The organism is Streptomyces flavovariabilis (assembly GCF_000725785.1).
Taxonomy (GTDB): domain Bacteria; phylum Actinomycetota; class Actinomycetes; order Streptomycetales; family Streptomycetaceae; genus Streptomyces; species Streptomyces hawaiiensis.
The window spans coordinates 1-295 of sequence record NZ_JNXD01000104.1; the positions used below are offsets into that span (position 1 = coordinate 1).

A 295-nucleotide genomic window follows, 5' to 3' on the forward strand; every position below is an offset into this window, starting at 1 on the left:
GGCTACCTCAACCGGCCGGGGCTGACCGGCCAGCGGTTCGTCGCCGACCCCTATGGCCCCGCCGGATCGCGCATGTATCGCACCGGAGACCTCGCCCGCTGGAACCGCGACGGCACCCTGCACTTCCTCGGCCGCGCCGACGACCAGGTCAAACTGCGTGGCTTCCGTATCGAACTGGGCGAGGTCGAAGCTGCGCTGGCGGCCTGTCCCGGGGTGGTGGCTGCGGCGGCCGTGATCCGTGAGGACCGGCCCGGTGACCGGCGCCTGGTCGGCTACGTCGTACCCGACGCCGATG

At 72.2% G+C, this 295-nt stretch carries 1 protein-coding gene; it reads left to right on the forward strand.

Features of this window, described 5'->3' with window-relative positions; genetic code table 11:
- A partial coding sequence (locus IO24_RS0140110) for an acyl-CoA synthetase family protein (protein WP_031144856.1) occupies window positions 1-295 on the forward strand: 295 nt, incomplete at both ends.